Below are 22,992 nucleotides of genomic sequence, written 5' to 3'. Positions count from 1 at the left end.
ATAACGGAAAGAAACTTATTCCATTTAGGGATTTTTCTTATAGATTAATGATATAACACCTTTCAAAACATGTTACTGAGTATGTCAAAATTCTGAGATTCAGTTCAACTAGAAATTAATCGAATCAAGCACTCACATGATGCAGCAGTACCATTTTTCAATGGTCAAATTGTTGAAATTGAGGCAGAAAGCGATTGCGAAGTAGGTTCTAGCTTACTGATGGCATACATTCTGGGTGGTATGGCTGTGATTTGATAGAAGCAGATGACAAACTCCTCTTAGAGCAAAAAACTAAGCATTGGTTGTTTACTCACCACCATTCAATAGATACACTATTTATAGGGATTTACGACTGCATATGGGAAACACCACATGTCTATTCCCGGTAATATGTAGTTCTATGACGAAGGTAGAACATTAATTACGATGGTTTAAAGCACGAAAGTAGGATGTAGATAGAACTCGAAGCTTGTAACCGTAAAAATGTTTGCCTAATCAGCCGAAGCTGCAAAGTGGCTTTTTGAATGATAAACAACAGAGTTATATTTTATAAAATAGGAAAAACATGAAAGCTTACACACTTAAAGAAAATAAAGATTCCGGAGAACTTCACCTTTTTGAAGGGGATATGTATCCAAAAGATTCAGAATATAAATGTAATTCAAAGGCAAAATCCATATGTAAAAAAATGGACAAATCAGATAGTAAAGAAAATCGTTTCACATGTGCTACTGAACAAGAAGCAAGGGAGAAAATCGCTAAAATTGGGCGAAAAGTTTGTGGGACATGTGTAAGCCATTTATATGAATCCTACTAAGATTTATAAGTCGAATTTGTATTTATTTCATTATAAAATGGTTATTTAAATTAAACCAATGGAAAATTATCCTTCGGATGTTATTAATATATGAAAACAATAGCTAAAATAATTATTGCCATACACATCACTTTAGTTATTGGGATTTTAACTGGCCTTATTATCGACAACAGCTTAATTTCAAAGCACCCCGAAGGGTATCTTTTTACTTCCATTTGTATTATTTCATTCGGCATTTATTTATTGCAAAAACACAGGGCATCATACAAAATTCTGAATGATTTAATTCTCGCTCTATCAGCCGGAATTATTGCCTCTGAATATTTATTTTTCGGCAATAAACAATTTGATATTATCCCTGTTTTAGGCTTGAAAGACAGCGATCCACAAACATATTATTTAATGATATCTAAGTTTATAGTAGTAACCTGTTGCCTTACAGCAAAAATTTTTATTACCATAAACGAATTTTTAAGTCTCAGAAAAAATGAAAAATTATCTGGGAAATATCCAAGTGCGATAAGAAAGCTTTTCTCATTTATCAGAAAGATTTTTCCTGAAAAAATCAAAAACAAAGTCCAAAACAAACACCACGACACATAATGTTATAAATATATCGCTGATTAAAACAGCGACATTAAACAAAGCAACATAATTTTCAGTGCTATTCCAGTTATTGAAGGCTAAAACATTAATTATTATAAAAAGGATGATACAGATGCAAACTTTAATAGATTTCATATACCCTCACATGTTTTATAATTACTAATGAACAACTTTAAATTAATTTTTTTAAATGTCAATACCATTATCCACACAATAAAAAAGGGTAGATTTAGTTTGCATTTATTAAATACCTATTATTTTAATCATTTTTAAAAGGATTATAGAATGCGCAATGAGAATTTATACTTAATAGATACAATAAAAAGAAGAATATATGATTTCGATAGCTTTAAAAATGAATTCAATAAGAAAAAAACTCTTATTTCATTAGATAGCAACTGTTGCACTGATTTGTTATGTAACTATTGGTCAAGTCGGTTTGCAAAATTGTATGGTTATGAAATGTGTGCAAACTACTCGGCCTTAGAAGGTAATTCGTCTTCTTTTGATGATGAAACCAAAAAATACATACGATATTGTTATATAACAAAAGCAAAACTTGAGAGTTATGGATATAATTTTCAACGACAAGAGTTTACAAAGAGTTTCCTTGATGCTTTTAACCATCCATCAACGGATATCCATAATAGTGGAATTCAATTTCTTAGAAGAGTTTATGAAATAGAGGATTTAAATTTAAAAGTTATCATCGATAATTTCCTAAGTTTTGGTCCTGTCACCAAATCCAAACAACATTTAATTAATCCATTCTTGGTTCATACTGCATTGTTTTATTCATACAGAAACAAAGCAAATATAAAAGATACCTCCGCGACTTTTTTGAAGAAACAGCAATATGACAATCCCAAAAAGAAAACAAAGGATCAAATAGCTTATAATGTATATATGGACTGCTATATTCTCTTCCACACATTTCACTTACCTGTTCAAATGAGTAAAGTTATTAGAACCACACCTATGCGATTAGAACCTTATATGTCGTTACCTATTGCAACATTTGACAAAGGAATGATGTTATTCGCAAAAGCTTTTTTTACTCTTTACAATATATTTGACAAGAATTATTTTGAAGTAAGAAACAACTTAGAACCAATTTTTATTAAAAAAGATATTATAAATAAGTTATCAGAAGAAGATATATCAGCATTACGAAGTGAATGCTATCCTTCTGCTGACGACGAATGCATAAAAGAAATAGTATATGAATTATTAATAAACCGATTAGTGTTTTAACCTTTATTTATCTGCAAGGTATGACTAAACGAAGCGGAGCTTCGTTTAGTCTCCTTGTTTTTCGCCGTTCCGTTGAAAAAAGAAAATCAAAGTCGAATCCCAAAGATTGACTTACTCTGTATTTCTAATATAACTGTATTATAAGTGTTGCAAAGGAATTGCTCACTATAAGCGAATACAAACATACACATATGAAAAGGAGTTTCTATGAGTAATACAATAACCTTATCCTATACAAATAATTTCCAGCCTATTTGTCTTCATAAAACAGAAAAGTCACCGAATGAATCATTACGAATACATTGTGTTAGTGTTCGATTTAATAAAGAAGAACTGGATATTCTCAATAAAAAGAGAGGTGACAAAAGCAAAGGTGAATGGCTTAGATTAACCTCTCTTAATAGGCTTCCTCCTGTCGTTCCTGCTATAAATATTGAAGCCTGGAAATCACTGTCTGACATATCACAGAAGCTGAATCGTCTTATAAGCCATCTTGATACAAAAAATAGTAATAGTGAGTTAACCAAAACAGAGATCTTCGCAGTCAAAAAACAAATCAATCAGCTTCGTTCGTGCCTGACAGCTTCTTCCGTTCTGCCAGGCAGGTAAGTCTTGCATGAAAGGAATGCAACGGATAAAGAGGCATAAGAACTTTATCAATGTCGTAAAGTATGTGTTGAAGCCAAGTTCTCATCACAGAAGTGATCCTGTGGTTATTGGTGGCAACATGACAGGTGATTGTGCCAATGAACTGATAGCTGAGTTTGATACGGCCAGTAGGCTCAGAACCGACATTGCAAAACCTGCATGGCACAACTCGCTTCGTCTTCCTCAAGGAGATAAGCTTTCAAACGAACAATGGAAATCGATAGCTGATGATTACATGCACCGTATGGGATTCAATGACACTCATCTTCGTTGTTATGTATTGCATGACGATCCCGTTGGTCAACACATACATATCATTGCTAACCGAATAGATTCGGTATCAAGTAAGGTTAACTTAGGTAGACATGAAAGCCTTAAAAGTGGTCGTATAATCCAGGAACTTGAAATTAAGTACGACCTAACGATAACAAAAGGACCAGTACCACTAAAACCTGAGAATACGGGAAAAGAGAAAAATAATGTAATACCAACAAAAGCCAAGAAGCTTTCTAGAAATGAAACCATGTATGAAAAACGAACAGGTGAGATCTGCAATAAGAAGCAATTACAGATTATTCTTGACAAGAGTTTGGCAGATACACCTGACCTTTTAACTTTTATCAAGAGGCTGGAAGAAGCAGAAGTAGGCTGGACGGCGAATGTCGCAAGCACAGGTAAAATGAACGGGTTCTCTTTCGAATACACAGGAATAGCTTTCAAAGCTTCCCAGTTAGGCAAGAGCTATTCATGGGCAAATCTTCAAAAGCAGCTTAACTACAACCCGGATCACTTAGAAGCTCTGCGAAAGGGTATACAGACCAAGGAAGTTCCTGCTCCTGTTCCTGCTCCTGTTCCTGTTCCTGTTCCTGTTCCTGTTCCTGTTCCTGTTCCTGTTCCTGTTCCTGCAGAACCGATAGCAAGAACGGCCGCCCAGAGCGAAAGCATAAGTGAAAAAATTGCTGAACTCGAACTGCGACTCAGAAAAGACAGACGAAACGAGATCGTTGAAAAAATTCTTCAAAAGAATGCAGTACAACAGCAAAAACATCTTCTTTTTCTTAGGAGGCTTGCTTCTCTAAAGCAGTTCATAGAGCTTCTGCGAAGCTATGGTAAGTCCATTCTTCACAAAACCCACACACACCTCTCAAAAATTCATGTAATGCAACCTTTAAACAAGGCGAGAAAAATTCGTTTATAGACAGCTAGTTACAAACAGCTCCCGTAACTACACTCTATTCTCTAGTAATCAATTTGCATTTAGTCAAGAAAATATTGATCGTTAATACAGATCGATAATCTATTTATGATAGCCACAAACTATCAAGAAGCAATCATCGATCGGTACAAGTGATTTTACTTTAGCCAGCCAGCCATCGAAAATCCCTCAAAAGAGCCTGATAATTTTTAAACAATTTGCAGTCTCAGGAACCTGTTTAATAAACGGAGTTTGTATGAATAACGAAACAATAAAGTGTCCATTTTGCTTCAAAGAGAGTCCTTTTGGAGTTCGTATCTGTACAGGGTGTCATTCATCTATTGCATATGGAGCCATTTCAGCTTGGTTAGCTGTACTGATAGGAATTGTGCTGTTAGCAATTGCTTTCTTCATATTCGCTATTAGTCAAAATTTTATATTAACCGTCGTAATCTATTTTGCATTAGCAATTTCTTTAAGATTCTATTTACGCAAGAAATTTGCACACAGAGCAGTTTTCACACACCTACATTAATTTAGTATAAAAGGGATTAAACATGAAAGCATATGCTATGCTTACAATCATTCTTTCTACTTTCCTATTAACCGCATGTAATAGCGAACCCAGTCAAGATGATATCTATAATGCATTTAAGAGTGTTGTAGATAAAACAAATGCCAGTATGAAAGATTTTGATTCAAGAATGTCAGAAAAAGACCTTTTAAAAATCGATTATGTTAAAAAAGTTAGCTGTTCCGAAGAAGCCAATAATGTTTACAACTGTATAGTAGATGCTTCTATTAGCAATATGAAACAAACAAAACCAGTTAAATTAGTGAAATCTGATGGTGTCTGGAAAGAGATACAACAATAAAAATTAAAAACTATCTGTTTTTAAAGCCCCTACCATTAGGGGCTTTTTATTGTCTACAATCTAACACGATTAACACAAATGAACTCATGAATTATTTCTTTCTCTATGGCTCTCATTTCATATTGAGCTTTAAATGTTGCGTAGATCTCTTCCGCTCTTTCTTGATTGCTATCTATGTAGTTAACAAGAGAGTTTAGTTCACGAAGAACAGCCTCTTTATTGTATAACTGTCGCAACAGATTACTTGTAAGGGATTTATACACAGAACTAAACATCGTCATGATGTTGTCTATGTTTCTATTAGAACCTGTATATAACTGCCTGGGGTAGAAATACTTTAAGTGATAGCCAACGAACACTAGGTATAACTGGTAAGAAAAACTTTTATCATGTGGCTGATATCGTTTTGATATGTATTTATCTATGATGATAACAAGCTGTTCTTCAAGTGTCACGACTGAATTAAAATTTTTTTTGTCCATAAAATGCATCCTTGCATAATTGAAATAGTCTTCCTGACCATATGTTTATATTTATCGCATTTATTTAACTTGTCAATAGGTGCAACCTATCAATTGCTATTTTTTATTAAATGGTCTATTCAATTGTTCCATAGTGAGACCATGTCTATAAGCATTATACTGCCAATAACTAAATTGCTCTTTGTATCTATTGTTCTGTTTTTTTAACATTTCATTTTCGGCTTTTAGATTTAATATTTGTTGTGCCGCAATCGTTAAATTAGCTGGTTTTTTAAGGCCTGATTTTTTCAAATTGGACAAATTTTTCTTTGTTCTATATGCTTCAACAACTTCATCATGAGCACTTAAAGATTGCCTTGTGATAGTTCTGTTTAAATTCTTATAAACTGATTCACATAAATCACTCCATGTGATTTTGCCGTCCCAAGTCAGTATCATGTGTGTAATTGCCTTTATTTCACTCCTGTTTAAATGTTTTGCCATATGCATCTCCTGTTTCAATTATTCAAAAGTTTATTTATTCTTTCCAAGTTTTTTTCGTGGTGCTGCAACCATTTATCAGCCCCATAGTCACCATTTTCAAAAGCGATCTGAGTTATATTTATCAATTGCATTAATTTTTCTCGGATTGATTCCAGTCTAATACTATCTACTGATTTCATGTCCAGTGTTTCATTATCATATTCTATAAATTCATTGATTTTAGTACAAGGATGAACTAAATAGTCATGCACACAGTAGCCGAATTCTGTTAAGTGAATTGCTCCTTGATTCAGGTTATTATAATCAACTGTCAATTCATTTGTGGGTATTGACTTCCTTTGACAATAATTTTCCATGCTCAATTTAATAGTTTTGATTTTATCTAACATATCTTCTTCTGACACGTGATTATAAACTCTGTTCTGATTCACATTGACACGACCAGACCATTTAGCTATATCCAGTTCAGACATTTCACCATAATGGGCTATTGTGTTTAATAGGTGCCGTGGTTGGTGTGAGCGAATAAGTAGTGGTTTACCCTCATCATCATAATAGCCATATCGTGCAAATATATTTTTATACCCCACCTCAAAGCTTCTTTTACTTTGTATATCGCTAAAGAAGAAACTTTTAGTCGGTTTGTAAAATATGAAAATTGAAGCCATTCGTGATAAAGAAAATTGATCAGCATTGAGCAAGCATAAAGCATTACTAAATCTTATAGATTTCTCTTTATCGTACCATGGAAAGTCTCTGCTAAAACCAGAACTAATCATTTCCCATAGTTCGCACAATGAATAATTATAATCATTGGAGTTTAAGAAACTTTTTCCACCATCCAAACTCGTTCTTTTAATTTTTAAAACACATGATTTATGATCAAATAAATGATACCCCAGTGCATGGCAAACTTGTACAACGGTCAATTTAGTTTTTTCATCAACTGTTGGGCAAAGCTCATGTCGGTAAAATTTATCAGGGTTATTTTCGCACCAATGAGCAAGTGCTCTTGCATTTTGTGATAAGGAAAGTAATCTTCTAATCGCTTTCTTTGCAACTGGTATCATAACCCGTGGAATCCATTTGATATTAGGGCCATACCCCTTAACCGAATAAAATCTCAACCCATATCTTTCGATACCCTTGCCATCTATTTGTGTAATCTCACAATCAGCAGGTAAGGCTAAAATCTCAGAGATTCTGCTCGGACAACAAAGTAGAAGTGCAAATACTGAACTAGTGAACTTATCCCTTGGGCTCAGTAACTCATCATTTTTAGAAAAAATATCAGCAATAGCGAGTAATGCCTCTTCATCTGGTAACTTATCGCGTCGGTGATAATCCTCGATCTCAGGTAGGTAATTATTTTTGACTTTCTGTTTTACATGGTTTTTCCATGAGATATATCCTGACTTCACAAGATTATGTTCACATAGAAACTTTGATATTTTTTCAAGCTGTATTCCACATTTAGCCAAAACGTTACCTTCAAAATATTTACTTCCGATCTGCATTGCCTCATCGAAAACAACGGCTGTAACATTATAAATGAGCCCCGTGTTCTGAACCTGCAAAAGAGCCTGTTCGAGACATCGCAAGGCCATCATAATAGCCCCATAATTTTTCAAAGGTTTCAATGAGTGTTGATATCTAATATATGCTTTCGCAAACTTGATATAATCTTCGTGCATTGCATCATTGGAATCAAAGACTTTATTTCCAACCCCTATTTTTCTAAATGTGACATATCCTTTCCAGGCATACTGGTCCCAATCCTGAGTTTGGGTTAGTCCGGTCAGTTGATAGCGACAAAACTTTATAAATTCATTATAGTTGCTTTCTGCCGTAAGTTGTTTTTTAGATTTAAATAAAATAATATTATTCATTTGACATTTACCTCATCAATATCAACTGGCATAAAGAAAGCACATTTATCACAAGGGAAATTTTTATTTAAATTCTGACTTATGCTTTTTCTTGAAGAGCAAAACTTAATATGATAATTCTCTTTCGAAGTGATTCCATTCATAAAAATATCAGCGACAAATGACAACTGTTCTGAAACTACGGAATCAATCCTTTCAACACTGTCAGCATGATTTTTAATATAAATCCCCGCACTTGAAGTAGAGGAATGATCCAATAATTCAGCTATAGTATTAACATTATGCCCATCCTTAGCCAGCAAAGTTGCTATTGTATAACGAAGCCTACGAGGAGTAACATTTAGTATCGAACCGGTACGGTTGGATATTATACCCCCATTATTAACAATACTTTTCAATGCTACATTAGCAATTGTAGGCTTCGCATATAATTTATTATACTCCAGAAGAATTGAACCTGTTATGGATAAATCCGAGAGTTTTTCCTCATTTAAAAAAATAGGAACTTCTCGTTTAGAATAATCATCAAGACTTTTTCCAAGAGCTTGCTCAACAAGTTTCACTGATTGATTAGCTTGCAATTGAACAATTGATGCAACCTCTGATATTATTGCAAGTTCTCGATATCGTAGTTCTTTACCCCGTTGTTTAACTCGTGGCACTGAAATTACATATTCTACTTTTCCATTATCTAAGTTCTTTTGAAGAAGGTCTTTATATTTCAACATAACTAACTGCTGAGGTCTTCTACCTGTAAGGCTGATCAATAGTGATATTGCATAATGTGGCAGTGACAGTTCACCTTTTCTATATGAATGATTCATAGCCTTAATCAAAGAAGTATGTTCTTCTTTAGTTAATGATCCCTCTGTTGGATCATTTTGAAGCACAGACTGACCAGATTTTTTTATTTTTAGGTCCAAATGCTTTAACAGTTCTACCGCACTTTCATCTATTCCAGGATATCCTAACTCAAACCATTTAATCAAAAATGGTCGTAAAACACGAAATGATGCTGGGGCTTTTGATAATTTCTTATTTTGATATTCAATTAGAACCTTATCATCAATATGAGTAGGAGATAGTTTACGGATAAGACTCTCCATATTTCTAACAATATTTTTCACATACAAATAGCTGTTGCTATTAAAATAATATTGTACTGTATATACAAATCCACAAACCAAATTTTCGTTCATAGCATACATTAAGTTTGTAAGATTGATTCCATTGTTTTCAATCGAACTGACGATTTTATGTTCATGCAAAGACATTTTATCAGATTTATATTTAATTAAATTATTCATCAAATCCTCCTTTGAATAGTTGCTCTTGTTGTTCAAGTGCAGTTTTTTTCGATAGTTCAAAAATATGCCTGCGATTATAAATTATTGAAGTATCTGAACCAGGTCGCCATCCCATGAGATAAGAACGGATTTGCTGTTCTTTTTCATCGGATATATCTTGGGCCTTGTCTATTGATTTTGAGAACTCATAATTCCATGTGTGTCGTAATTTATGACCTGTTAATCCACTTAGAAGTGAGGATGATTGACGAACAACACTCACTATCTTATGGTATGAGGAAAATGACAGAGGTTGCCCTTGGGTCTTCCCTTCCTTATAGGTAATAAACAGAAAATCATGCTTATTAGAATTTTTAACTTTCCTACGATCATTCAAAATATAATCTGAAATTTCATATATAAGTTTTGTGTCAGCAATTAATTTTCTCTCACACGTCTTCACTAATGGCTGATAAACTCGTGGATCTGTTTTATCATTTGCTCTCCTTCTTATTGCGATTGTTGATTCTGCAAAATCAATATCGCCAATACGCAGATTCAAAAGTTCACCTGCTCTCAAACCAAAGCAATGTAATAGAAGGAATATTAGATTGTTTCTTTGTTGCACTTTTTCCGTAAACGGGTTCAAGTTACTCCCTGGCGAAAGTATGCTGAATAAAGAATCTAATTGTGCTTTGTCTAAGCTTTTTTCGATTTCCATATTATATTTATCATTATTCCTTGGTTTCTTTCTTTTTATGTTATTAATGAAAGCCATTACTTCCTTGAGAGTATTTTTCTGACCTGCATGTGAAAGAAGTATTTTGCACAACCATTCAAGATAGTTAGCGACTGTTGTAATGCGAAAATACTTAGTTGGTTTTTTGACATTTGAAACCATAAAATTACCATCCCCTCCATCTCGGAAATTTAATGAAGTGAATTCAATCAAATCCTCAATTTCATGAGGAGCGAGAAACAGCTTATTCTGGATTCTTTCATCAATATTGATATTTTTTCTCATAAAGAATCGATATAACAATGAAATGCTCCCAGCGATAACCTTCATTGTTGATATAGACTCTGACCGATTCCTGACTTGTGTTGTTATATACAAGTTTGGATAATACAATGGCTCACCAGTATCTTTATTTACAACATGACAATATCTCTCACCATTTTCGAACATAAAAGAATCCACACAAATACTGCACATATTTTCCTCCTAAACTTTACAAAAAGTATAATTCCAATATATTAATAATAAGCATTTCGTAGATTTACAAATTTATTTGGACCGATTAAGATATTTATTTAAATTAAAACAGTGAGATAGACGATTATTCTTGTCAAATTATCATCTGGTAGATCTAGTTATTATTATGTACACCTAATACATCGAAAACTATCTCACTGCCTTGCTAATAAACGGCAACCAAAATTATGTAAGTTATTTTGTAAGGTTTTAAGCCAAAATATGGGACCAAACTTTACACTTTTACAAAAGAGTTTTCAGCCCAATCTGATATTGAATTACTCGCTTTGAAAGATTTTTCATTTCAACGGGACATTTAATTAGCGAGAACCATGTTTCATACACATAAAACTGTTCGAAAATATTAAGCTCAGAGATCGAATCTAACGGTTCTCTTAGATTCCCCACTAAATACTGGCTTAACCAGTAAACAATCTTTCTGTTAAATTCATTATCAGGTAAATCGTAAATCGCTCCGGGTTCGAAGATTTTACAGAAAAGTTCCTGGCCCAGATTACACATATGGTTATCTTCACTCACAAATTCTTCGATATTCATAACATGTCTCCCAAAATTAACTAAGCAACATTATTTCGACTTGTTTCGATTACAGACTGAATCCAGGTATCAATCTCACTTTCAACGAAAGCTACTGCACGACTTCCAATTTTGACAGGAGCAGGAAACTTGCCATCGTTGATCAGACGATAGATCCATGCTTTTCCGTAGCCAGTTCGTTCGAGAACTTCTGGTAGGCGTATGAGGCGAGTTGGTTGATTGTTCATTTTGTTTTCCCTTGTCGTTGCGGTGAAGTCACTATACGAACACTTGGGAAAAGAAAGGAGTGAGACTCCTGAAGCGGAGGTTCCTTGCTGCTATGCAGGATGGTTCTCTCGAAGTTGGTGCCGTACAGAACAGGGGAACTTGAGAGTAGCTGAAATTCCCCTGTTTTATAGCAAGTGGCAAAATGGCCGGTTTAAAGTAAAAATCGCAAAAAAAGCATCATTTAAAATGATGCTTTGAGTTTCTTTTTTATAAATAAAAACAAACAGTTACGGATATAAACTAATCCGATAGTTTCATTACCTCAGCGACTTTCATTTGCTTCAAATGGCTATTTTTGTTCATGAAGTAATGGAATTGTCGGATAAAGTCAGTTGTGCAGGATTTAAGAGCCAAAGGCCTGTCGGTATCTTTGATTTGGCTGGACTGCCTCATTTCGCTTTCTTCGTCATCGTCTGTATATAGTAGTCTGGATAACCTGTCGTCAGAGACACGGATTTTTTTAACGGCTGCCCACACCAGGATATCCAGCATGGGTATTACACGATAACTGATGAGTTTCTTGATAGTTCCGTATCCAAAACGAACAGATTCCAATGGGTTTTCATCAATACCCTTTACTTTACGCCATTGCGGTAATGCAGCTTTAAGCGACTCTGCAATCTCTTCGTCTGTGCCACTTGCCAAATCAATCTCGAACATGACTGTTCGTGTAAACTGATCTGGCATAATGTCTGAAAGTGATTCCTCTCGAAGCTCTGCGTTTATAGAATAATTGTCACCTTCATGCCAAAGAAAACCTCCACGTTGCATTGCAATAATGCTCGTTTCAGCAAGGCGATCAAGGGTTGTTAGAAAAAAATGGGGTGGCTGGAAAAGTTTGTTAGCAGGAGTCATGTATCCCAGTTGCCCTTCTTCGATTAAAAAAGGGTTGCCACTGAATATCTTTGAGAAGTAACCCATAAGAGTTCTGCTCTCAAACTCTTCTCTATACTCCTTAAAGAACAAGTTTCGGGCCCATATCTCATGTTAGAACTGGATCAATGAGAGGTCTTCAAATTTACGATATGTATCAATCTTAAACCAACTCTTGATGTCTTTTGTATGCTCTGGTGACCAATTGTTCAAAATTCATTCTCCACCTATGATAGTACTGTCCTACGGGTACAATTCAGTTATGCTGAAAAACTACCGTATACACTAATCGGTGGAAAGCAGATCCTGCTTACGCAGTTCAGCTACCTACTGGGAGTTGAACTGAGGATTGGTTATCTTTTGATACAATTTGCCAATCAGCTAATCGTGAGAACTCATACCATTAAGATTTATGGTTCCTTTTTAGAACCACCCATAAAATACAAAGTCAAAATAAATATATAAATCAGTGAATTGAATAACTAATTACAGGGACGCCAGCCCAAAATTCTCCATCGGTGATTACCAGAGTCATCCGATGAAGTTCTGAAAGCCCGCACGGCGCAAGCCCTGCGGGCTTTTTTGTGTCTGTATCGGTCTGGCGGGAATGACTGAGGACCGCAGCCTTGTGGTGCCTTTTTGGGCTCCAGGAGAAAAGAGCCAAAAAACGCGGGTCCTAAAATGGCAAAACTCATTAAGAAGCTCATTGCGGCTGAAAGCACAAGCATGAAGCCTTCAGAGCAGACAGCACGAATATCTGTAATGGGTCAGGCAACGGTTGCCTGCACAATATGAGAAACCGCTGCGACTATTCACGCAAGGCAATCAACGGCGTGGAAAAAGAGCTCTTCCGTCATGATGACATTCTCTTTTTCGCTCTGATGTTCGTGGCGGATAAACCAGCCCGTTTCCGGCGCCATGCTCAGGTAAAACAGCTGAGTGATACCAGGGGCATTAACCCGCATTGTCATGCAGCCCGTTTCCACACCTCGACAGAGCTGTTCAGGTACTATGCTGACGTGACGATCGCCGTTTTGTAGCCGGAGTGTGGTGATGTCATAACGGCATATACCGCTGTTCAGGCTATAGCCGATCGTGCTCAGATCATGAATATGCTTTGTTGATAGAATGACCTCAATGCCGGAAGCCGCAAACCACTGGCTGATTTGCTGCACCAGCGCATCCATCCGGCGGCGGAATGCCTGAATTTCCGCCTCAGCGGATTTATTGCCGGGCGGTGTGCTCTCGAAATTCTGCTGCACTTTCTTAAAAAAACGTTCTCTGGCCGACACGTTATCGTCCCCGTTAACTTTTAATACGTTGTGAGATATGCGCTGAAGCCGCATTCTCTTTTTTTCATCGCCGCTCCCGCCACCTTATTTTCGTAAACAGATTAAGCGCACAGCACTGCGGCACGGGCGGGATCGATGGCAATCAGCTCGGCAAGCAGGCGGTCCATAGCAGACTGCAGGCGGTTTTTGTCGGTTTCACTGCGCCCGGCCTTCATGCGTAGCAGCCTGAGGTGGCGGGCTTTGACTTCGAACAGCAGACCTGTCTCCCATTGTGCCAGCGGAATTCCGGCAGCATCCGCGCCCAGTTCCGCCAGCAGGTGTTGCGCCAGCTCATTTTTGCCGGTCTGCTCGGCAATACGCGCCATCAGCAGGCGCAGCAGCCAGCGGCTGCGCACGCTGGTGATACCCGGGCGGTTCTGCAGCCAGGCCAGCGCCGCCTCCGGGCCGTCGCTGTCGGCAACCGCGAGGGCCTCCGGCTCCAGCAGCAGAATATCGTCATCGCCGGATGCGGTAGCGGCGCTGGCGGCAGTATCATCCCGCCAGCCTGCGGCGTTCTCCAGCACCTGCTGTTGTATCCAGTTCAGCGTGACCTCATCGGCAAACGACGTGCCGTCGTTAAATGCCAGTCCTTCCAGCCCCGTCAGCCGGGTCAGCAGCCCTTTCAGGTCATTCTGAATAATAGCGGCTTCCGCTTCCCGCCCAGCCTTCAGCAGAGCCTGGTGGATATACCACTGCAGGTCCAGCCACAGATGATTCGCGCCACGAGAAAACATCCCGTCAGCCTGTTCCAGCAATTCCGTCCAGCTCTGCTGGAGATACAACCGCTTCAGCAATGCCCGCTGGTCCGGCTTCGGCGGTTCAATACGGGTTCTGCCTTCTGCTGATAGCGGCGGCAGCTGATATAACGTGTCGTGGCGGATGCTTTTCATCAGATGGTGAGCGGCCAGCCAGCCCTCCGGCTGGTCTCCCAGATATTTCGCCAGGATACGCGCCTGGGTCAGCAGTTCCTGACCGGAGGTGATAGGGCTCAGCGCCGGCGTATAGTTGTTTGCCTGAGAGGGCGAAACATCGCTGACGTTCTGCGGCACGACGGCATCCGGCCCGCCCGACTTCAACAGACGAGTCTCGAGGACGCCGCACAACGCATCGGGGACGGTCCCCTCCTGCGCCTGCTCCATCAGCAATAATGCGCCGCTGATACGCAAGGCATCAGTACTGCCGGCCTCGGGGTACAGCGACAGGCTGTCAAGCATCCGCTGTCCGGCGAGCCAGTCAAATGCGGCCCTTCGGCTGCGCTCCCGCAGCGGGTGCAGCTGCTCGCCAAAACCCTGCATCAGCCCGGCCAGCAGTTCCAGTCCGTCCGCCAGACCGCTTTCGCCATCCCGGTGCAGCCGCGCCCACGCGTAATATGAGGCAACGCGAATATCTTTGGTCACGGTGGTGAGCAGTTTTTCGGCCAACCTACAAATCAGATCGCTATCCGCACCGGTGATCTTGTTCACCTCTTCGCGCATCAGCTGGAAATCATCATCGTAGCCGGGATCGTCCCCCGCGGGTTTATCGGCTGACAGCGGCTGCAGCCAGTTGTTCCACAACAGCAGACGTTGTTGCGTTTGTACCACCAGCGCATCAGCAGCGGCCTGACAGACTGAAATCAGAGTATAAACATTGGCCATCAGTACATCTCCTCTCCGGTCAGCGCCGGGCCGGCTGCCAGCGCCGTTCGGGCCACGGAATCAGCCACCTGCGCGTCCAGCATATTCCCGGTTAATCTATTAAATAACGCACGCCGTTTATTTCGGAGCCAGCGCGCTGATTTCGTCGCGTAATTCCTGCGTTAGCGCCGGGTCTTTCAGGATTTTTTCGAACTCTTTTCTGAAAATGCGTGCCCTGGGCACCTCATTCTGGAACGTATCAGCCATAGCGGTCCCTTCCCGTGAGGAATAATGAGTTAAACATAACGGCGTGTGATGACCAGGATATAGTAGAGCAAAGCGCCAAAAAATATCAACCTGCCGGCCCCAAAGTCCATTATAAGACTTTCCTCAGACACCTTAAGGCAAATGTAAAAATGAAACGCATCAGACAAACAAAGCCGGTATGTAATAACAACCTTTTGCTTACAATAAAGGCTGAGTGTATACCTGCCAGAGGAATATGAATTAAATTCATATCTGAATAGACAGAGTTGATTGATGCAAATCAATGTGCAGCGGAAATAAAGATCACTCCTGACACTGAAAACATCGCGAATAGCGAAGTGTGAAATAAATTATTTTTTTATGGTTTACAGTCTGTAAACCGCCCAGCTCTGGGCATAAATATGGTTATAATTAATGACTGGCAAGATTAATATAAAATTCACAAATAATATCCGGCAGATATCAAGTCGGGATTCATTGGGAAAGCAACAGGGACAGGATCGCAGTTCCGTCTTCATACTCGTTGAGAATGGTAATATGCTGCTTTTCACACCTCGCCCCGTATGACGACGCGGCGCATTACGCCGGAGAGGCCTCGGGCGTCACCGCCTTTGAGTCAAACCTCATGCAGCTGGATTGACTGCTGCCGGAAGCGATCGGTTGAAAGCGCGATGGGCAATATTCTGTCCGCCAGGCGATAGTTGCAGCCATGATGTCCGTCCCGGACATCTGACTGACAACCCCAGGTATGCGGGCGATGGCTTTGCGGATACGCAAGTCGGCGGGGAGCCGCTATTGATCGCTCAGGGAATGAGTTCGAAGGTAATGGAGATTAAGGTATCCGGGTTCAGGTCCGCTGGCGTGCTGCTATACAGCGAGCCGGCCTGTCCATATAGCGTGACCGTTCCCCCTTTTAATCCGGATGATAATACTTTGGCCATTAGCGGATCGATTTGCTTATCGTAAACCATCTTTGAATTCATCGTATTGAGTATCGGCGTACCATCAAGCTTCTTCTCAAGGATATTCATAGACAAAGTCTCATTCGACTTGTACGGCTCCTTTCCTTTTTTATCAACCACAAAATATACGCCATTAGGCAAAATCTCATATTTTTTATTTTTGATTTTTGCCATGATTCTTTTTTCAATATCGACGTACTTAGACGATAGTTGTTCGTTAAGCATGTTAACGATACTTTCTATTTCATTTTCTTTAATTTTGAGTTTTTTATTATAAGCGTCGTTAAACCCGGAAACCAACGCTGAAGGCGCCAGCTTGACATTATTGTCGGCCATTTTATTCACATCGGATAGCGCCTGGGTAAGGTAGAAAACGCCGAGCGCATAGGCATTTTTATGACTTTTATCCGCAAGGCTTAAATCACTTTGCTTGATGGCCAGGCTATCGAGCGTAGACTGTAATTTTTTATTTTTGTCGTTTAAAGCAGCGACTGAAACATCATATTCTTTCTGCGCGGTTGCGGCGGCGGCGTTCAGCTCGGCGTTCTTTTTGGTCAGCGCATCAAGCGCGGTTTTCTGCTGCTCTTCCCTCTCCGCGTGCTGCTTGTTCAGCATGGCGATCTGCGCCGACAGCGCGCGGGTGGTCTCATCCTGCTTTTTCTGCGCCGCTTCGGCGGCGGCGGCCAGCTCGGCGTTCTTTTTGCTCAGCGCATCAAGCGCGGTTTTCTGCTGACCTTCTCTCTCCACGCGCTGCTTGTTCAGCGCGGCAATCTGCGCCGACAGCGCGCGGGTGGTCTCATCCTGCTTTTTCTGCGCCGCTTCGGCGGCGGCGGCCAGCTCGGCGTTCTTTTTGGTCAGCGCGGCAATCTGCGCCGACAGCGCGCGGGTTGTCTCATCCTGCTTTTTCTGTGCAGATTCGGCAGCGGCGCGCAGTTCCAGATTCTTTCCCGTCAGCGTATCGATCGTCGATTTCTGCAGGTTCTCACTCTGCTCCTTCTGCGTTTTCAGCGCGGCAATCTGCACCGACAGCGTGCGGGTGGTCTCATCCAGTTTTTTCTGCGCCGCTTCGACAGCGGCGGCCAGCTCGGCGTTCTTTTTGCTCAGCGCATCAAGCGCGGTGGTCTGCCCGCTTTCGTTCTGTGCACGCTGTGCCGTCAATGCGGCGATCTGCGCCGTCAGCGAGCGGGTGGTCTCATCCAGTTTTTTCTGCGCCGCTTCGGCAGCGGCGGCCAGCTCGGCGTTCTTTTTGCTCAGCGCGCTCACGGCGGTAGTTTCGCCGCTCTCTTTCTGTACACGCTGTTCACTCTGAGCCTTCAGCGCGGCGATCTGCGCCGACAGTTCGCGCGTCGTTTCAGCGTGCTTTTTCTCCGCCGCTTTGGCGGCAGCGCTCAGCTCCGCATTCTGTTTCCGCAGAGCGTTAATCGTACTCTCTGTTTTATTCTGATGACTTTTTTTTCTGACGACGTCCTGCTTCTGAGGCGTTTTTTTATCAGGGCTATCGTTATTTTGCTTAGACGAGACCGACTCCCCGCTGGCGGCGCCTGAGGCCGGCGGATTGTTTATTTCGAGTTTCGATATATTATCAAGGAAGTCTCCCGGCTCAGCACGAGCAGGAAACACAACAATAAGGGTAAAAAGAGCAAATACAATCGCAGGACCTCGTAGATTGCATATATTCAGTTTCCCCTTAGCGTCCATCATCTGGCTAGCCCATCCTTGAGTTCAGCTTTTCTTGCCCGGCTTTCAAACTCTTTAATTAATTTCTGCGAAATGCTATTACACTTATCGTTTATCTTGTATTCAAAAAGCGGTGTAATCGTTGATTTTACGCTGGCGGAGGTTTGGTCTGAAACAGAAGCATAAAACTTAGCGTCATTGATTAAACCATATAGCTCGTTTGAGTCCTGCTGAAACTTTTTATCGAGCTTAACTAAAGCGTCGGCATCCTGGATACACTGCTGTAAAGCAGGAACCTGCGCGGGCTGTTCATTTTGAATGACATCTTTTTTTATGAGTGCGCTCTGCGGTTTTTTACCATTAGTACACCCCTGTAATAAACCTACAGAAATGCACACCAATGCCAATAAGCTATTTCTTATCATCTTCCCATCCATTAGAAAAAAAATACGTCAAAAATATATTTGTCGATTGCAGCAGAAAAAATTTTAACAAACAACGTCAGGCGTTGGATTTAACATTAATTCAGAAAAAACACACAAAAAGGTCATTTTTTAACCAGGTCGGGAATGGGAATTATCCAGGTGCAGGACGATATTTTTATCTAAGCTTTTTCTTAGCCACATATGATTAATGGCACATTACCTTTTATATGCCTGATATTGAGCGGTCTTTTTACAATTCTAATCAGGCATAAGCTGTTACTCATTCAATACGAATCTCATTCGCTCCACTTCGGTCTGGCCACCGTATTCTTCTTGAGTAGATTGCGAAACTCCTTCAGGTAGGGTTCGTTGCTGCGCCCGCGCTTACATATCGCCGAGAAGGGAGATTGAAAGCCAAACTCATTGGGCAGCAGTACGCGCAGGCGATTCTCCTTAATCCACGGCCAGGCGTAGTGCTCGGGAAGGTAGCCGATGTATTTCCCGGAGAGGATGAGCAGCAGCTGCGCATCGACGGTTTCAACGGTCGCGCTGCCCTTGCTGAACCCGCGCCGCCGCAGATCGCTGGTATTCCAGTAGCTGCGCGTCACCAGCGGACACTGGCTGATCAGCTCTTTATCGAGCTGTCGACTGAAGAACATGGGATGCAGGTCGCTGCAGTAGAGCCAGTGCTGCTCGCGATAGAGCGGTTCGCTGATGATGTTATGCACCCGCGAGTTGTAGCTGCCGATGGCGAGATCGATATGGTTATTCAATACGCCGTTAAGCTGTTCCGCCGGGGTACGGATAATCAGCTTGATATGCACATTAGGAAACTTATCGCTAAAGCTGCGCAGCACGACCGGCAGCGACAGCGCGGTTTCCGTCTCGATGGAATCAAGCGTTGAGATACAAATCGTGCCGCTATGCTCGCCTTTCAGCAGCGCCGACTGGCGCTCCAGTTCATTCAGTTCGCTCAGCACGCGGATCGCCTGCTGTAAAAAATGCTGCCCTTTTTCGGTCAACGCAAAGCCGCCGCGCCCGCGCTGACACAGGCTAAAGCCAAGCTGGCCTTCCAGCTGCGACATCGCATTGCTGATCGCGGAAACGGAAATCCCCAGCTCCTGCTGGGCCCGGCCATAGCTCTCAAGACGGGCCACCGCCTCAAAAACCTGGAGCTGTCGAATGTTAAGCGTCGCGTCGTTAAGCATAGCGTCTTAGTTCACTAATAAATGAACTAAGTATTTGCGGCAGACGATTTAAAGTCCAGCACATCTTTCGCACTATCCCTGCTGTTGAGTTTTGTTGGTCAGATTCAGGAGCTGAAATGGATAACGTCTTTCATCAACCGCAGGGTGGCAACGAGATGCCGCGTTTTGGTGGCCGCGCCACGATGATGCGCCTGCCATTTATCGAAGATTTACAGGGACTTGATGCAGCGTTTGTCGGCATCCCGCTGGATATCGGAACCTCACAGCGTTCCGGAACGCGCTACGGACCGCGCTATATTCGTACCGAATCGGTAATGATCCGCCCGTACAACATGGCCACCGGCGCCGCGCCTTTTGATTCATTGTCGGTGGCAGATATCGGTGATGTACCGATCAATACCTACAACCTGCTCAAATCGGTGCAGATTATCGAGGATTACTACACCGGTTTAAATAGTTTTCCGCTTATCCCCCTGACGCTGGGGGGCGATCACACCATTACCCTGCCGATCCTGCGCGCGCTGACCAAAAAGCACGGTCCGGTTGGGCTGATTCACGTCGATGCCCACACCGATACCAACGATGAGATGTTCGGCGAAAAGATTGCCCACGGCACCACCTTCCGCCGCGCCGTCGAAGAGGGGCTGCTGGATCTTAAACGCGTCGTCCAGATTGGCCAGCGCGCGCAGGGCTACGCCGCCGGTGACTTCCAGTGGGGCGTCGATCGCGGTTTTCGTCTGGTTCAGGCCGAGCAGTGCTGGCACCAATCTTTGACTCCGCTAATGGCCGAAGTGCGCCAGCAAATGGGGGCTGGCCCGGTTTATCTCAGCTTCGATATTGATAGCCTCGACCCGATCTGGGCCCCCGGCACCGGAACTCCGGAAGTGGGCGGACTGACGTCGATTCAGGCGCTGGAAATCGTGCGCGGCTGCCGCGGTCTGAACCTGATTGGCTGCGACCTGGTCGAGGTCTCGCCCCCCTATGACGTCAGCGGCAACACGTCCCAGCTGGCCGCCAACCTGCTGTATGAAATGCTCTGCGTTCTCCCGGGCGTGAAATATCCATAGAGGAAAAACCATGCAGCTTAACGTCTTTCGCACGCTGTGGGGCGTCACCACCCCGTGGCAGCAAACGGTCAGCGAACTCCGGAGCGTCGGCTGCTGCGGTATTGAAGCGCGGGTTCCGCTGACGCCAGAAGAGCAGCGGACGCTGGCCCAACGCATCGAAGCGTCCGCGCTTGAGTATATCGCCATTGTGTTCAGCGGCGGCGGCGTTATCCCGGCCCAGGCCGAGACGCCCGCGCAGCATCTGGAGCGCTTAAAAGAACGTTTTGCGGCGGCAAAAGCGCTTAATCCGCGCTTCGTCAATCTGCTGGCCGGTAACGACCGCTGGCCGCTGGCGCAGCAGGTGGATTTTCTCGGCAAAGCGCATGAGCTCGCCGCCGAATATGAGCTGTTCTGCAGCTTTGAAACCCATCGCGCCACATCGCTGTATAGCCCGTGGCTGACGCTGGAGATAATTCAACAGCTGCCGCAGCTGCGCTTTACCGCCGATATCAGCCACTGGATCGTGGTAAGCGAACGCCTGCTGGATGACCCCTGCGATGACTTCAGCGCCTTTATCGAACGGGTCCACCATATTCAGGCCCGCGCCGGGTACGACCAGGGGCCGCAGGTGCCGCACCCCGCCGCGCCGGAATATCGGGCGGCCCTGCGGTTTCAGCAGCGCTTCTGGGAACAAATCTGGCAATCGCAGCGCCGGCGCGGCTACCAGTACACCACGCTTACGCCGGAATTTGGCCCCGATGGCTACCTGCATCACCTGCCGTTTACCAACGTTCCGGTCGCCGACCTGTGGTCGCTGAACGCCTGGATGGCCCAGCGTGAACAGCAGCATTTTGTTGAATTCACCTCGCAAACTGAATAAGGAACGGAAGAAATGACCGCTGCAAAAAGTTCGTTTACTGAATTACCGACCATCGATATCAGCGACCTGGCCTGCGACGATCTCGTCCGACGCCAGGCGGTGGCCGACGCCATCGGCCAGGCGGCCCGCGAAGTCGGCTTTTTCTACGTTACCGGCCACGGCATCGCGCCCGAACTGATTGCCGGGATCCGCGCGGCGGCCAAAGAGATTTTCGCCCTGCCGATGGAACGCAAGATGGCGTACTACATCGGACAGTCGAAAAGCCATAAAGGCTACGTTCCCGAAGGGGAAGAGATTTACGGCTCCGGCAAGCCGGATCACAAAGAGGCGTTTGATATCGGCTTTCAGGCCGCCGACGACCACCCGTTCGTCGTGGCGAAAACGCCGCTGATTGGCGCCAACGAGTGGCCTGACGTGCCGGAATTTCAATCCCGCGTGCTGGCCTACTATGACGCGGTCTTCGCCCTTGGGCATCGCCTGTTTGACGCCTTCGCTCTCGCCCTTGGCCTGCCGGAGGGCTATTTCAGGTCGATGGTTACCTGCCCGCCGTCAAAGCTGCGGCTGATCCACTACCCCTTTGACGCCAGCGCCGAAGATGTTCCCGGTATTGGTGCACACACCGACTATGAATGCTTCACCCTGCTGCTCGCCGACCAGCCGGGTCTTGAAGTGCTGAATGAAGATAGCGACTGGATCGACGCCCCGCCGCTGAAGAACGCGACCGGAGAAGAGGCTTTCGTGATTAATATCGGCGACATGCTGGAAGTCCTGAGCGCTGGCACATTTGTTGCAACCGCACACCGCGTACGCAAGGTGCCGCAGGAACGCTACTCCTTCCCGCTGTTTTTCGCCTGCGACTACCACACGCTGATTCGCCCGCTGCCGGGCTTCCTTGAGGCAGGCGAAGCCAGCGAATATCAAGAACTGAGCATTGGTGAGCATATGTGGAGCCAGGCGTTACAGACCTATCGCTACCTGCGCGAGAAAGTCACCCGAGGCGAGCTCCAGCTCCCCGAACGCGCCCGCGGCACTAACACCTTTGGCCATCTGAAAAAACAAGCACAGCAAAAAACCGTAAATAACCCGTGAGGA

22 protein-coding genes and 2 pseudogenes are annotated in these 22,992 nt (G+C 43.1%); 10 read left to right on the top strand and 14 right to left on the bottom strand.

All coding sequences use genetic code 11. The features are described 5' to 3' along the window. Positions 1-565: 565 nt before the first annotated feature. The 7 genes from SIK97_RS24440 (at position 566) to SIK97_RS24410 (ending at position 5,395) form a co-directional block, all read left to right on the top strand. The gene (locus SIK97_RS24440; protein ID WP_072025488.1) at positions 566-817 is read left to right on the top strand and encodes a hypothetical protein; all 252 of its coding nucleotides are present in this window, start codon (positions 566-568) and stop codon (positions 815-817) included. 90 nt (positions 818-907) lie between these two features. Further along, positions 908-1,420, top strand: coding sequence for a hypothetical protein (locus SIK97_RS24435; RefSeq protein WP_069720337.1), 513 nt, complete (start codon positions 908-910; stop codon positions 1,418-1,420). A 288-nt stretch (positions 1,421-1,708) separates the two neighbouring features. Beyond that, the gene (locus SIK97_RS24430; RefSeq protein WP_057173748.1) at positions 1,709-2,677 is read left to right on the top strand and encodes a hypothetical protein; all 969 of its coding nucleotides are present in this window, start codon (positions 1,709-1,711) and stop codon (positions 2,675-2,677) included. 207 nt (positions 2,678-2,884) lie between these two features. Beyond that, positions 2,885-3,286: a hypothetical protein gene (locus SIK97_RS24425; RefSeq protein WP_071957324.1), complete on the top strand. Its 402-nt coding sequence runs from the start codon at positions 2,885-2,887 to the stop codon at positions 3,284-3,286. A gap of 7 nt (positions 3,287-3,293) precedes the next feature. Continuing rightward, on the top strand, positions 3,294-4,523 hold the full coding sequence (locus SIK97_RS24420; protein ID WP_057173746.1) for a relaxase/mobilization nuclease domain-containing protein: 1,230 nt from the start codon (positions 3,294-3,296) through the stop codon (positions 4,521-4,523). A 253-nt stretch (positions 4,524-4,776) separates the two neighbouring features. Further along, positions 4,777-5,055, top strand: coding sequence for a hypothetical protein (locus tag SIK97_RS24415; RefSeq protein WP_071957323.1), 279 nt, complete (start codon positions 4,777-4,779; stop codon positions 5,053-5,055). Positions 5,056-5,077: 22 nt separating this feature from the next. Then, positions 5,078-5,395 (top strand): hypothetical protein, encoded by a 318-nt coding sequence (locus tag SIK97_RS24410; RefSeq protein ID WP_057173744.1) that lies wholly within the window; start codon positions 5,078-5,080, stop codon positions 5,393-5,395. A 53-nt stretch (positions 5,396-5,448) separates the two neighbouring features. On the opposite strand, the gene SIK97_RS24405 is transcribed toward SIK97_RS24410, so the two are convergent. The 14 genes and pseudogenes from SIK97_RS24405 to SIK97_RS24335 form a co-directional block, all read right to left on the bottom strand. Continuing rightward, positions 5,449-5,877 (bottom strand): hypothetical protein, encoded by a 429-nt coding sequence (locus SIK97_RS24405; protein ID WP_057173742.1) that lies wholly within the window; start codon positions 5,875-5,877, stop codon positions 5,449-5,451. Positions 5,878-5,973: 96 nt separating this feature from the next. Continuing rightward, entirely contained in the window at positions 5,974-6,360 is a 387-nt protein-coding gene (locus SIK97_RS24400; RefSeq protein WP_001062153.1) for a hypothetical protein, read from the bottom strand. Between the two features lie 14 nt (positions 6,361-6,374). Further along, positions 6,375-8,249, bottom strand: coding sequence for a hypothetical protein (locus tag SIK97_RS24395; protein ID WP_057173740.1), 1,875 nt, complete (start codon positions 8,247-8,249; stop codon positions 6,375-6,377). Beyond that, positions 8,246-9,556, bottom strand: coding sequence for a site-specific integrase (locus SIK97_RS24390; protein WP_057173738.1), 1,311 nt, complete (start codon positions 9,554-9,556; stop codon positions 8,246-8,248). Before SIK97_RS24390 ends, SIK97_RS24395 begins: the two co-directional genes overlap by 4 nt. After that, positions 9,549-10,751: a tyrosine-type recombinase/integrase gene (locus tag SIK97_RS24385; protein ID WP_057173736.1), complete on the bottom strand. Its 1,203-nt coding sequence runs from the start codon at positions 10,749-10,751 to the stop codon at positions 9,549-9,551. The genes SIK97_RS24390 and SIK97_RS24385 overlap by 8 nt, the downstream gene beginning before the upstream one ends. Before the next feature lie 282 nt (positions 10,752-11,033). After that, entirely contained in the window at positions 11,034-11,348 is a 315-nt protein-coding gene (locus SIK97_RS24380; RefSeq protein ID WP_057173734.1) for a hypothetical protein, read from the bottom strand. Positions 11,349-11,368: 20 nt separating this feature from the next. Further along, on the bottom strand, positions 11,369-11,575 hold the full coding sequence (locus SIK97_RS24375) for a helix-turn-helix transcriptional regulator (RefSeq protein WP_038875572.1): 207 nt from the start codon (positions 11,573-11,575) through the stop codon (positions 11,369-11,371). 280 nt (positions 11,576-11,855) lie between these two features. After that, positions 11,856-12,701, bottom strand: a pseudogene (locus tag SIK97_RS24370) (DUF6387 family protein). Between the two features lie 599 nt (positions 12,702-13,300). After that, the gene (locus SIK97_RS24365) at positions 13,301-13,780 is read right to left on the bottom strand and encodes a hypothetical protein (RefSeq protein ID WP_057173750.1); all 480 of its coding nucleotides are present in this window, start codon (positions 13,778-13,780) and stop codon (positions 13,301-13,303) included. A 101-nt stretch (positions 13,781-13,881) separates the two neighbouring features. Then, positions 13,882-15,456: a type VI secretion system protein TssA gene (tssA, locus tag SIK97_RS24360; protein ID WP_057173730.1), complete on the bottom strand. Its 1,575-nt coding sequence runs from the start codon at positions 15,454-15,456 to the stop codon at positions 13,882-13,884. A 117-nt stretch (positions 15,457-15,573) separates the two neighbouring features. Next, positions 15,574-15,660: pseudogene (locus tag SIK97_RS24355) on the bottom strand (type VI secretion system contractile sheath small subunit); the annotation flags it as partial. 845 nt (positions 15,661-16,505) lie between these two features. After that, positions 16,506-18,365 (bottom strand): hypothetical protein, encoded by a 1,860-nt coding sequence (locus SIK97_RS24345; protein ID WP_057173728.1) that lies wholly within the window; start codon positions 18,363-18,365, stop codon positions 16,506-16,508. Then, entirely contained in the window at positions 18,362-18,766 is a 405-nt protein-coding gene (locus SIK97_RS24340) for a hypothetical protein (RefSeq protein WP_014226465.1), read from the bottom strand. Before SIK97_RS24340 ends, SIK97_RS24345 begins: the two co-directional genes overlap by 4 nt. A gap of 296 nt (positions 18,767-19,062) precedes the next feature. Beyond that, positions 19,063-19,974, bottom strand: a complete 912-nt coding sequence (locus SIK97_RS24335; protein ID WP_004135102.1) for a LysR family transcriptional regulator — start codon at positions 19,972-19,974, stop codon at positions 19,063-19,065. 116 nt (positions 19,975-20,090) lie between these two features. On the opposite strand from SIK97_RS24335, the gene speB reads away from it, so the two are divergent. From speB to SIK97_RS24320, 3 genes are read left to right on the top strand one after another with little or no spacing between them, the layout of a single operon-like run. Continuing rightward, positions 20,091-21,041 carry an agmatinase gene (gene speB / locus SIK97_RS24330; RefSeq protein ID WP_057173726.1) on the top strand — a complete coding sequence of 317 codons (951 nt, stop codon included), beginning with the start codon at positions 20,091-20,093 and terminating at the stop codon, positions 21,039-21,041. Positions 21,042-21,051: 10 nt separating this feature from the next. Then, positions 21,052-21,900, top strand: coding sequence for a sugar phosphate isomerase/epimerase family protein (locus SIK97_RS24325; RefSeq protein WP_057173724.1), 849 nt, complete (start codon positions 21,052-21,054; stop codon positions 21,898-21,900). Between the two features lie 12 nt (positions 21,901-21,912). After that, complete coding sequence (locus tag SIK97_RS24320; protein WP_009652534.1) at positions 21,913-22,989, top strand: isopenicillin N synthase family dioxygenase; 1,077 nt, start codon at positions 21,913-21,915, stop codon at positions 22,987-22,989. Positions 22,990-22,992 lie beyond the last annotated feature (3 nt).

The sequence above is a fragment of the Klebsiella sp. JN_Kp126 genome (assembly GCF_033843325.1).
Classification (GTDB): domain Bacteria; phylum Pseudomonadota; class Gammaproteobacteria; order Enterobacterales; family Enterobacteriaceae; genus Klebsiella; species Klebsiella michiganensis.
This window is presented reverse-complemented; position numbering and strand designations above follow the sequence as displayed.